The 10,187-nt window shown below is 61.2% G+C and carries 13 protein-coding genes; 1 reads left to right on the forward strand and 12 read right to left on the reverse strand.

What is annotated here, in order from left to right; translation table 11 throughout:
• The coding region (locus A3730_RS00520) for an alpha/beta hydrolase (protein WP_197477202.1) at positions 1–345 on the forward strand (345 nt) is incomplete at its 5' end.
• Positions 346–473: 128 nt separating this feature from the next.
• Here the strand turns inward: A3730_RS00520 and tatC are convergent.
• The 12 genes from tatC to argS all read right to left on the reverse strand — a co-directional run.
• Positions 474–1,220, reverse strand: coding sequence for a twin-arginine translocase subunit TatC (gene tatC, locus A3730_RS00525; RefSeq protein WP_063521327.1), 747 nt, complete (start codon positions 1,218–1,220; stop codon positions 474–476).
• Positions 1,213–1,599 (reverse strand): Sec-independent protein translocase protein TatB, encoded by a 387-nt coding sequence (gene tatB / locus A3730_RS00530; protein ID WP_063521326.1) that lies wholly within the window; start codon positions 1,597–1,599, stop codon positions 1,213–1,215. Before tatB ends, tatC begins: the two co-directional genes overlap by 8 nt.
• Before the next feature lie 58 nt (positions 1,600–1,657).
• The gene (gene tatA, locus A3730_RS00535; protein ID WP_063518808.1) at positions 1,658–1,903 is read right to left on the reverse strand and encodes a Sec-independent protein translocase subunit TatA; all 246 of its coding nucleotides are present in this window, start codon (positions 1,901–1,903) and stop codon (positions 1,658–1,660) included.
• Between the two features lie 40 nt (positions 1,904–1,943).
• Positions 1,944–2,279: a phosphoribosyl-ATP diphosphatase gene (locus tag A3730_RS00540; protein WP_063521325.1), complete on the reverse strand. Its 336-nt coding sequence runs from the start codon at positions 2,277–2,279 to the stop codon at positions 1,944–1,946.
• Positions 2,280–2,408: 129 nt separating this feature from the next.
• Entirely contained in the window at positions 2,409–4,016 is a 1,608-nt protein-coding gene (locus A3730_RS00545; protein WP_063521324.1) for an AarF/UbiB family protein, read from the reverse strand.
• Positions 4,016–4,711, reverse strand: a complete 696-nt coding sequence (locus A3730_RS00550; RefSeq protein ID WP_063521323.1) for an SCP2 domain-containing protein — start codon at positions 4,709–4,711, stop codon at positions 4,016–4,018. The genes A3730_RS00545 and A3730_RS00550 overlap by 1 nt, the downstream gene beginning before the upstream one ends.
• A complete protein-coding gene (gene ubiE, locus A3730_RS00555) occupies positions 4,708–5,460 on the reverse strand; it encodes a bifunctional demethylmenaquinone methyltransferase/2-methoxy-6-polyprenyl-1,4-benzoquinol methylase UbiE (RefSeq protein ID WP_063521322.1) in 753 nt (250 codons plus the stop codon). The genes A3730_RS00550 and ubiE overlap by 4 nt, the downstream gene beginning before the upstream one ends.
• Before the next feature lies 1 nt (position 5,461).
• On the reverse strand, positions 5,462–6,157 hold the full coding sequence (locus A3730_RS00560; protein ID WP_063521321.1) for a hypothetical protein: 696 nt from the start codon (positions 6,155–6,157) through the stop codon (positions 5,462–5,464).
• Between the two features lie 110 nt (positions 6,158–6,267).
• Positions 6,268–7,611 (reverse strand): ATP-dependent protease ATPase subunit HslU, encoded by a 1,344-nt coding sequence (gene hslU / locus A3730_RS00565; protein ID WP_063537233.1) that lies wholly within the window; start codon positions 7,609–7,611, stop codon positions 6,268–6,270.
• Between the two features lie 2 nt (positions 7,612–7,613).
• Positions 7,614–8,156 (reverse strand): ATP-dependent protease subunit HslV, encoded by a 543-nt coding sequence (hslV, locus tag A3730_RS00570; protein ID WP_007150844.1) that lies wholly within the window; start codon positions 8,154–8,156, stop codon positions 7,614–7,616.
• 134 nt (positions 8,157–8,290) lie between these two features.
• Positions 8,291–8,926 carry an SPOR domain-containing protein gene (locus A3730_RS00575; RefSeq protein WP_063520551.1) on the reverse strand — a complete coding sequence of 212 codons (636 nt, stop codon included), beginning with the start codon at positions 8,924–8,926 and terminating at the stop codon, positions 8,291–8,293.
• On the reverse strand, positions 8,926–10,187 hold a 1,262-nt coding region (gene argS, locus A3730_RS00580; protein WP_063537235.1), incomplete at its 5' end, for an arginine--tRNA ligase. The genes argS and A3730_RS00575, both read right to left, overlap by 1 nt.

The following is a 10,187-nucleotide window of genomic DNA, read 5'->3' on the forward strand; positions in this document are numbered from 1 at the left end:
GCGCTGGACCCGGAGGAGCGAGTGGCCCACATTGCCCCGACGCCCTTGCTGGTGATGCACAGTGAAGATGACCCGGTGATTCCCTACGCTCACGGCGAGCGGCTGTATGCCGCGGCGACGCAACCCAAAACCTTCCAGAAGCTGCGTGGCGGACACACGGAAAGTACCCGGGACCCGGCGGTGCAGCAGCGCCTGGTGGATTTCATGCAGGACAATGATTGTGCTGCCGAGGTGGCGAAAGCGGAAGAGGCGCCCGAGTCGCCCGCTGAGGGAGGGGGGGAGGAGCCGCCGGCGTTTCCTGTGCCCGCGCCGATTCCTGCTCCAGGCAGTGGTTACCGGTTCTAGGACCGGTTGGGCCAATCCCGGAGGCCTTCAGTGCTACCCATCTCTGGATGTCGGATTACGCCGCTTCGCGGCTAATTCGACCCACGCGAGTTATTCCGGTCCATCACTCAGCATTAGCCAGGATGGCGTTACGCTGACGGGGCCTGAGCCTGTTTCTTTACCATCCGGGCGGCGAGCAGTCCCATCTCGAACAAAAACCACATGGGAATCGCCAGCAGGGTCTGGCTGATGATGTCCGGTGGTGTCAGCAGCATGCCGATCACGAAACAACCCACCACCACATAGGCGCGGGCCTTGCTCAGTTTTTCCACCGTGGTGGCCCCGGTGCTCACCAGTAGCACGATGGCAATGGGCAACTCGAACGCCAGCCCGAAGGCCAGAAATAGCGCCAGTACAAAATCCAGGTAGCTGCTGATGTCCGTGGTCACGGCCACCCCTTCCGGGGCGATGGCGGTGAAGAACTGGAACATCAACGGGAATACCACGAAATAGGCAAAGGCGGCGCCGCCATAGAACAGCAGGACGCTGCTGGCCAGCAGCGGTATCGCCAATTTCTTTTCATGCTTGTACAAACCGGGAGCCACAAAGGCCCAGGCCTGGTGGAGAATGAACGGCATGGCGGCGAAGACGCTCAGGTACAGGGTCAGCTTGAACGGCGCCAGGAAGGGCGAGGCCACGCCGGTGGCAATCATGTTGGTGCCGGCAGGCATGGCGTCCATCAGCGGTTTGGCTACCAAGGTGTAGAGCTCGCGGGAAAACGCGAACAGACACAGGAAAACGATAAAAATGACGGCCATGGCCTTGAGCAGGCGATTGCGCAGTTCCAGCAGGTGCGCAATCAGCGGCTGGCCGGCGTCGTTGCTGGCATCAGTCATGGCGGGTGGGGTCCTGGGGCTGGTCGTTGGTGCGCTGGCCGGTGTCGGCGTCATCCGCGTTCAGAGCGTCGCTATGGGGCTGTTCGCTGCGCGGTGCCCGTGAGCGGGCAATTTGTTCCGGGCTCAGCAGGCTGTCTTTGGCTTCGCGGATGCTGTCTTCATCCAGCCCCATCTGGCGCATCTGCTTTTCCATGCGCTCCTGCATGTCCTGGGTCACGGCTTCACGTTCCAGCTCGTTCTTCAGGTGGTTGAAGGTGGAGCGGGCACGACCGATCCAGTGGCCGAGGGTGCGGGCGACGGTGGGCAGTCGCTCCGGCCCCAGTACCACCAGGCCGATAATGAAGATCAGGGTGAGTTCGGCAAAGCCGATATCGAACATCGCAACCTCGGTTTAGCAGGATTTGGTCCGGACTGTGTCGCCGAAAAGGCGACAGGAATCAGGCCTTGTCCTTTTCCTTGTTCTGTTCGCTTTTTTGCCCGGCTTGTTGCTCGTTATCAGGCTGCTCGTCGTCAGCCAGACGTTTCTGGTCCTGCTCGTCTTCGCCATCTTTCATGGCGTTCTTGAAGCCTTTCACCGCGCCGCCCAGATCGCCGCCCATGTTGCGCAGTTTCTTGGTGCCGAACAACAGGACCACGATGGCCAGAAGAATCAGTAACTGCCAAATGCTGATGCCGGAAAACATGGTTTTCTCTCCGAAAAAGTAGGGGCCGCGTTAATGTGCGTTAGTGTTTACCGCTGCGTGCGGCTTTTTCATCATGGCCGGACAGGCCAAAACGTCGTTGCAATTCTGCCAGAACCTTGTCCGGGTGTTCGCCCAGTTTGGCCAACATCACCAGGGAGTGGAACCATAGATCGGCGGTTTCGCTGATCAGTGCCTGGTTGTCGCCACTGACTTCGGCATCCCGGGCCGCAAGAATGGTTTCCACCGCTTCTTCGCCGACTTTTTCCAGGATCTTGTTCAGGCCCTTGGCGTAGAGGCTGGCCACATAGGAGCTATCCGGATCGGCGCCCTTGCGCGATTCGAGTACCTGGTGCAGCTCGCTGAGTATATCTGACATAGGCTGTGTATTCTTCGTGGTCGAACTAGCGGTCTTTATGCAGGAGCCTGCTTGCTGGCGAAGGGTGATGGTTCGCTTGCAAGCAAGCTCCTACGAACATTGAGCACGGTGTTTGTGCAGGCCCACAGTCTAGCGCCGCCAGCTCCAGCTCACCAGCAGCACGGCGCCAGCAGCCAGTGGCCAGCTGAAATGGGGCGTTGCCAGCCACAGGGCCGCGCCGGCACAGCCGAGCCCGGCGAGGCCGGCAAACAGCTTGTGGCGATGGCGCACCAGTTGTTGTTCGAAACGGGCTTCCAGGCGGTCCTGCTGGTAGGGCAGGTCGCGCAGGCTTTCCAGTCCGTCGCGGAGCAGGTCGGGCATGTCCGGAAGCTGGGCGGTCCATTCCGGCAGGCGATTCTGCAGCTTCTTCAGCGTGGCGCTGGGGCCGTATTCGGCCAGCATCCAGGCTTCCAGCAAGGGGCGCCCGGTGTTCCAGATATCCAGCTGGGGATAAATGCTGCGCCCCAGTCCCTCGATGTGAACCAGGGTTTTCATTAGCAGGATGTACTGCACCGGCATTTCGATATGGTAGGCGCGAACCATATCGAACAGTTTCATGATCAGGGGCGCGAATTCCAGTTGATCCAGCTGGGCGGAGCGGACGGGCTCGATGATATCGATCACTGCCCGTTCAAACCGGGGCCGGTCGATGGGAGCCGTATTCCAGCCAGCGCGGATCACCGCATCCACCAGGGCGCTGTAGTCTTCGCGCATCACCGCCAGCACCATGCGCCCAAGTATGTTCAGGTCGTCCTTGGACAGGCGCCCGGCGATGGCGGCGTCCACGGCCATGTACTGGGGCGACTCCGGGTGTTCGGGGTTAACGAAAATATTGCCCGGGTGCATATCCGCATGGAAGAAGTTGAAGCGGAAGACCTGGGCGAAGAAAATCTCCACGCCGCGCTCGGCCAACACTTTTGGGTCGATGCCAGCGGCCTTGATGCGCTCGATATCGTTCACCGGAATACCATGGATGCGATCCATGATGATCACGGTGGGGCTGGACAATTCAAGATGAATGGCGGGAATGTGCAGCAGCGGACTGAACAGAAAATGCCGGCGCATGGTTTCGCTGTTGCGCGCTTCGGCGGCCAGATCCAGTTCGCCGAGGATGATCTCCCGGTAGTCCTGTACCACCCGGGCCGGGCGGAAATAGCGGGCATCACGCCACAGGCGTTCCAGCCAGCGGGCACCGAAGGCCATCACCTTCAGGTCCCGCTCCACCACCGGGCGAATGGTGGGGCGCAGCACCTTGGCCACCACCTGTTGGCCGTTGTGCAGGGTGCCGGCATGCACCTGTGCTACGGAGGCGGCGGCCATGGGCGTGCTGTCGAAGTCGCGGAACACCTCATCAAAGGGTTGCGGCAGACTGGCTTCCACCAGGGCTCTGGCCTGCTCGCCATCGAAAGGGGCGACCTGATCCTGCAGGCGGGCGAGGGCGGCAGTCCACTCCGGGGGGAGCATGTCCTGTCGCGTGGCCAGCAGCTGGCCGAATTTGATGAAGATGGGCCCCAGCCGCTCCAGTGCTTTGTGCAGGCGTTCGCCTTCGCTCAGCTCGCCGGTGCCGAGCCAGCTGGCCGGCATCAGGTACTGCAGGACCAGTAGCAGGCCTTTGGCTGGATGAGCGGGTAGCAGGGATATCAGCCGGTAGCGGCAGATCACATGGATCACCACCAGTATGCGGGTAATCGGTGGCATCAGTGTGTTGCGCTCCCGGAATCCTGTGGCGATGAGGGCGAAGAGGATGATGCGGACGGCGCGCGGGTTTTCAGCCGCTGAATGCGGGCATCCAGACGATCCACGTCCATGCGCAGTTCATCCACGTCGTGACCGAATTCGTAAACGTCACGGCGGCTGGGAATCAGCCCGGATTCGTTGCCCACATAATCGCCCAGTTGTTCGGTGAGGCGGGTGGCGGCTTGCTTCGCCCAGCCGAACAGGCGGCGGGCGCTGTAATCCAGTTGCTGGGCCAGCTCGGAACCGGTGACAGGCTCCAGAATGGCGCCCCAGTCGATCTGCAGGTGGTTGGCGATCTGTTGTAGCTCTTGCAGAAAATCCCGGTTGCCGGTGATGTCCACGGGGCCACCGATCACGCCGGGGCGGGTTTTCCAGTTGAGCAGCAGCGAGGCCAGGTCCATGGGGCTGCCTTTCACTGCCACGTCCGGGGTGGCGTCGCTGCGGTGGTAGAGCTCTACACCGTCTTCCACGATCAGCCCGTAGATGGCCATGGGCGGCAGTGTCACCTCAATGGCGATGAGTCGCCCGGCGTGTACGGCCAGGCGATCGGCGCTGGCCGGATCGGAACGCAGGGCGGTGTTGATGGCTCGCTCCACGGTGGCCAGGGCGGTGGTGGACAGCAGGCCCGGAGAGCGTGACTGGTCTTTCAGGCTCAAAACTTGAATCCTCTGTGCAGGGCCACGATGCCGCCGATTATGTTGAAGTATTCGGTACGGGCAAAGCCGGCGTTGTCCATCATGCCCTGCAGGGTGTCCTGATCCGGGTGCATGCGAATGGATTCCGCCAGGTACTGGTAGCTGTCGGCGTCGTTGACGATGAGCTTGCCCAGCTTGGGCCACACGGCAAAGGAGTAGGCGTCGTAGGCTTTGGCCAAGTGCTTGTTGGTGGGCGTGGAGAACTCCAGCACCAGCAGGCGGCCGCCGGGCTTGAGGACCCGCAGCATGGAGCGCAGGGCTGCGTCCTTGTCGGTGATGTTGCGCAGGCCGAAGGCAATGGTGATGCAGTGAAAGCTGTTGTCTTCAAAGGGCAGGCATTCGCCGTTCACCTGGGTGACCTGGGTGTTGTGGCTGCAGCCGGCATCGAACAGGCGGTCGCGGCCCACGTCGAGCATGGCGTCGTTGATGTCGGCCAGCACCACCTGGCCGGTTTCGCCCACCAGCCGGGAAAATTTGATGGCCAGGTCGCCGGTGCCGCCTGCCAGGTCGAGCACTTTGTGGCCCGGTCGAATGCCGGCCAGCTCGATGGTCATGCGCTTGAGAATGCGATGGCTGCCCATGGAAATCAGGTCATTCATCACATCGTATTTGCCCGCCACGGAGCGGAATACGCCGGCCACTTTTTGCTGTTTTTCCTGCCATGGCACCTGCTGGTAGCCGAAGTGTGTGACCTTGCTGTCGTCGGACATATCAATTCTCGAAAGGCGATGGGTGACAGGCGAAAACCTTTTCCATGATGGCGTCTTCCCGGGTGGCCAGCTGCTCCAGCAGCAAGCCAACGCTGGGAACGGGTTTCATCACCCGGAAACTGCGATCCATGAAATCATACAGGTTCGCAAAGCCCGCCGCATGGGCCGGTTTGCGAACCATTTTGAAAGTGGCGTGGAGCATTCGCGAGCGGATATAGCGATCCAGTCGATGACCCAGTTCGGCCACCAGCTGCAGCTGCCGTTGGCGATCCTGGTGATGGTTCGGCTGGCGAAATCCCGCTAGATAGGTGGCTTCATCGATGGGTTGATCAAGCTGCTCGCCGAGAATGTCGGTGACTGCCTCGTCCAGCTCCTGGGTGAGGATAGCCGCTTCCAGTGCGCTGGCGGAGGTGGCCATGACTTTATCCGGCAGCAGTTTCATGGCCCTGGGCAGAGCGCGGCGGATTTCCCGTGCCACCGGCAGCAGCTCGCGGCCACCATAGACTTCTTCCAGCAGGAAGCGGACTCCCTCGGCGGTTGCCGGGTCATCAAGAAGGTGGGCATGGGTGTGCCTGAGGCGCTCGCCTTGCCAGTCCTGCAGCCGGCGTAGCCGTGCCACAAAGACCGCATCGTCGCCGTGCTGGCGCAGCGCAAAAAAACGTTCGAGATACTGTTGCAGTTGTTCGCCGGCGGTCATGGTGTTCCCTCCGGCAGGGATAATAGCAGGAAAGCGGTCGGACGTCGGAAGTCAGACGTCTGACGCAAAACAAATTGGCGTCAGACGTCCGTCGTCAGACTTCAGACGATTTACAGAATATACCGGCTCAGGTCTTCGTCGTCGGCCAGTTCGCCCAGGTAGCGATCCACGGCTTCGGCGTCCAGTACCAGTGGCTTGTCGTGGTACTGGGTGGCCAGGGAATCGGCGTCGAAGCTGATTTCTTCCAGCAGTTTTTCCAGCACCGTGTGCAGGCGGCGTGCGCCGATGTTTTCGGTGCGTTCGTTGACCTGCCAGGCCACTTCTGCAATGCGGCGGATGCAGTCGTCGCTGATCTCCAGGTTCAGGCCTTCGGTTTCCAGCAGCGCCTTGTATTGCTCGGTGAGCGAGCATTTGGGCTCGGTGAGAATGCGCTGGAAGTCGTCCGGGCTCAGCGGGCTCAGTTCCACGCGAATCGGCAGGCGGCCCTGCAGTTCGGGGATCAGGTCGCTGGGGCGAGACAGGTGGAAGGCGCCGGAGGCGATAAACAGGATGTGATCGGTTTTCACCATGCCGTACTTGGTGGAGACGGTGGAACCCTCGATCAGCGGCAGCAGATCGCGCTGTACCCCTTCGCGGGACACGTCGGTACCGCCGCCTTCGCCGCGCTTGGCCACCTTGTCGATTTCATCGATGAACACGATGCCGTTGTTTTCCACCACGTCGATGGCCTGCACTTTCAGCTCGTCTTCATTGACGAAACGGGCGGCTTCTTCGTCGCGGATCAGTCGATAGGCTTCGCGTACCTTGAGTTTCTGGCTCTTGCGCTGCTGGTTGCCGCCCATCTTGGAGAACATCTGTTGCAGCTGGCTGGTCATTTCTTCCATGCCAGGGGGCGCCATGATGTCGACGCCGGCGGGCTGGCTGGCCACGTCCACGTCGATTTCCTTGTCGTCCAGCTCGCCCTCACGCAGTTTCTTGCGAAAGATCTGGCGGGTTTTGCTGTCGGTGCTGTCGTTGGCGCTGCCGTCTTCTGCGCGTGCGGCGGGAAGCAGGGCGTCGAGGATGCGCTCTTCGGCGGCATCATCGGCCTGGCTGCCCACACGGGCGATTTCCTTGTCGCGCAGCAGTTTGATGGCCATTTCCATCAGGTCGCGGATGATCGATTCCACATCGCGGCCCACGTAGCCCACCTCGGTGAATTTGGTGGCTTCCACCTTGATAAAGGGGGCGTCGGCCAGTTTGGCCAGGCGGCGGGCGATTTCGGTTTTACCCACCCCGGTGGGGCCAATCATCAGAATGTTCTTGGGGGCCACTTCCGCGCGCATTTCGGCGGGCAGTTGCATGCGGCGCCAGCGGGTACGCAGCGCCAGAGCCACGGCTTTCTTGGCCGCGTCCTGACCGACGATGTGGCGATTGAGTTCGGAGACAATGTCTTTGGGTGTCAGGGAAGCCATGGTTAACCGTCCAGCTCTTCGAAGGTGTGGTTGTGATTGGTGTAAATGCAGATGTCGCCGGCAATGGTGAGCGCCTTGGCGACGATATCGCGGGCCGGCAGGTCGGTATTATCCAGCAGGGCGGTGGCCGCGGACTGGGCAAAGGGGCCGCCGGAGCCGATGGCAATCAGGCCATCTTTTTCCGGCTCGATCACGTCACCGTTGCCGGTGATGATCAGCGAGCTTTCCTTGTCGGCTACCGCCAGCAGGGCTTCCAGGCGGCGCAGGGCACGGTCGGTGCGCCAGTCCTTGGCCAGCTCCACAGCAGCGCGCACCAGATGGCCCTGGTGCTTTTCCAGCTGGGCTTCGAAACGTTCAAACAGGGTAAAGGCGTCGGCGGTGCCGCCGGCGAAACCGGCAATCACCTTGCCGTGAAAAAGCCGACGGACCTTGCGGGCGTTGCCCTTCATGACAGTGTTGCCCAGGCTGACCTGGCCATCGCCACCGATGACCACGTTGTTACCTCGGCGAACAGAAACAATGGTTGTACCGCGATACTGCTCCACGGGAATTCTCCTTTTTACGCGTAGCAAAGGAAGTGTGGGCACAGGTGGGGGATTTCAAGGAGGAAAAGCAGGATGCCTGATGCCCGACGCCAGACGGGGTTACGTCCGGCATTGGGCGTTATGCATCAGGCGTTTTATTTTTTCATCTTGATCGGCAGGGTCTCGATGCCGTTGCCGGCCAGTTGGTCCTGGGCGCGGTGCATGGCGTTGAGGTTGTTGTAGGGGCCGATCATGACCCGGTGCCAGCTGTCGCCGCTGTCCAGATTGACTGACTGGATGCTGGCCTCGAAGCCTTTAAGGATCAGTTCGGCCCGGCGGCGGTCCGCATCTTCGTTGCGACGGAAACTGCCCGCCTGCAACAGGTATTTTTCGTTGTTGCGGGTGTTGGTTTCCGGCTTGCGGGTATTGGCCGGTTTGCTGGTGTCCGGTTTGCGGGTGGTGCCTGTGCCGTTGTCGGTTTCGTTCTGCGGCACGATCACTTCCATCTTCGGCAGCACTGCATAGAAATCGAACTGGGGTGAATCCTCTCCGGGTTCGTTCTTGGGTTCCGGTTTCGGTTCGGGCTTGGCCTGAGCCAGTTTGTCGTTGCTGCTGGCCACCGGTTTGCTGTCACCCTGTGCCATCTGGGTCTTGCCCAGATGGAACAGGAAGGCCACAAACAGGCCGACCATGAGGCCGGTAAACAGCCAGACCCAGCCGGGTACCTGGCGCTGGGGTTGCTTCTTGCGGGCGGGGCCGCGGCTGGCGCCGCGCCGGGTGTTCTTCGCCATTACATGCGCTCCAGTGGGCTCAGGCCCAGCAGTTCCATGCCGTGTTTGAGGGTGCGGGCGGTGAGGGCGGCCAGCTTCAGGCGGCTGTTACGGATGCCCTCGTCTTCACTGCTGAGAATCGGGCAGTGCTCGTAGAAGCTGGAAAACAGCCCGGCCACATCATACAGGTAAGCGCTGAGCAGGTGCGGCTGGCCCTTGTCTGCCACGCTCTGGAGGACTTCCGCAAATTGCACCAGCCGTGCGGCGAGGGCCTGTTCTGCTGCTTCGTTAAGCAGGAAGTCACCGCTCACGCTGGCCATGTCCAGTTCGGCCTTGCGGAATACGCTGGCCACGCGGGTGTAGGCGTACAGCAGGTAAGGCGCGGTGTTGCCTTCAAAACTGAGCATCTGTTCGAAGTTGAAGATGTAGTCGCTGCTGCGGTTTTTCGAGAGGTCAGCGTATTTCACTGCGCCGATGCCCACCGAGCGGGCGATGGTGCGTAGTGCGTCCTCGTCCAGCTGCGGGTTCTTTTCTTTCACCAGCGCGTAGGCGCGCTCTTCGGCTTCATCAAGCAAGTCGATGAGTTTGACGGTGCCGCCGTCGCGGGTCTTGAACGGGCGGCCATCCGGGCCGTTCATGGTGCCAAAGCCCATGTGTGCCAGTTCGGTCTGTTCGGGGACAAACCCGGCCAGCTTTGCCAGGGTAAACATTTGCTGGAAATGCAGTGCCTGGCGCTGGTCCACAAAGTACAGCATGCGATCGGCCTGCAGGGTGCCGGCGCGGTAACGCAGGGCGGCCAGGTCGCTGGTGGCGTAGAGATAACCGCCGTCGGCTTTGCGCACAATAACGGGTAGTGGTTCGCCTTCCTTGTTTTTGAAGGCGTCCATGAAGACGCACTGGGCGCCCTGGCTTTCACTGAGCAGGCCTTTGCTGTCCAGGTCAGCGACGACCTGGGCCAGGTCATCGTTGTAGGCGCTTTCGCCGCGCACGTCCGATGGGGTCAGGCTGACGCCGAGGCGATCGTAGATGGCCTGGCAGTGGCTCAGGGATACCTGGTTGAATTCTGCCCACAGGTTCAGGCAGTAATCGTCGCCGGACTGCAGTTTTACCACCAGGGCGCGGGCGCGGTCGGCGAAGGTGTCGGATTCGTCGAAGCGTTGTTTGGCGGCCCGGTAAAAGGTTTCCAGGTTGGCCAGCTCGCGGCTTAGCTCGCGCTCGCCTTCTTCGGCTTTCTGTTCTTCCAGATACGCCAGCAGCATGCCGAACTGGGTGCCCCAGTCGC

It is taken from the genome of Alcanivorax sp. HI0044 (assembly GCF_001634945.1).